This window comes from Rhizobium sp. No.120, from assembly GCF_054558365.1.
Window position 1 is genome coordinate 1 of sequence record NZ_BAAJNQ010000063.1, and the last position, 591, is coordinate 591.

At 59.1% G+C, this 591-nt stretch carries 1 protein-coding gene; it reads left to right on the forward strand.

The genetic code is table 11. The features are described from left to right. A partial coding sequence (locus tag ACYJRZ_RS31950; RefSeq protein WP_459465545.1) for a LysR substrate-binding domain-containing protein occupies positions 1-591 on the forward strand: 591 nt, incomplete at both ends.

Consider the following 591-nt stretch of genomic DNA (forward strand, 5'->3'; position numbering starts at 1 on the left):
TGCGCTTTGATATCTCCCACGAGGTGCGCAACTTCGAGCTGGACGACATCGATATCGGCATTCGCTTTGGCACGGGAAACTATCCCGGCCTTTGCGCTGATCGATTGTTTGATGACGTTGTCGTGCCCGTATGCAGTCCTCGGCTACTCGCGTCCGAGAGGCCCATTCGAACGCCGACTGATCTGCTTGATCACACCTTGGTCCATATCGAATGGGAGCGACAGGGTGTCGCGTGGCCGAACTGGTCGACGTGGATGGCGGCTGCCGGTATCGACGCCTTCGACGACAGTCATACGGTTGCGCTCGCCACGTCATCGGAAATGCTTCAAGCCGCGATCAGCGGGGATGCTGTGGCACTTGTGGACCTCACCACTGTCGCAAACGATCTGGCCGAGGGTAGGCTTGTCCGGCTTTTCGATCTTGGCATCCCGATCCCGTCCGAACTCGCCTATTTCCTCGTGTATCCGCAGGAAACGGCTTCCGATCCCCGTGTCGTCGCCTTTCGCGAATGGATTCTTGACGAGGCGGAACAGATGCCGGGTCAGGAATCGCGAACACCTGCATCCGATGAAAAGGGGCGCGGGACCAGGG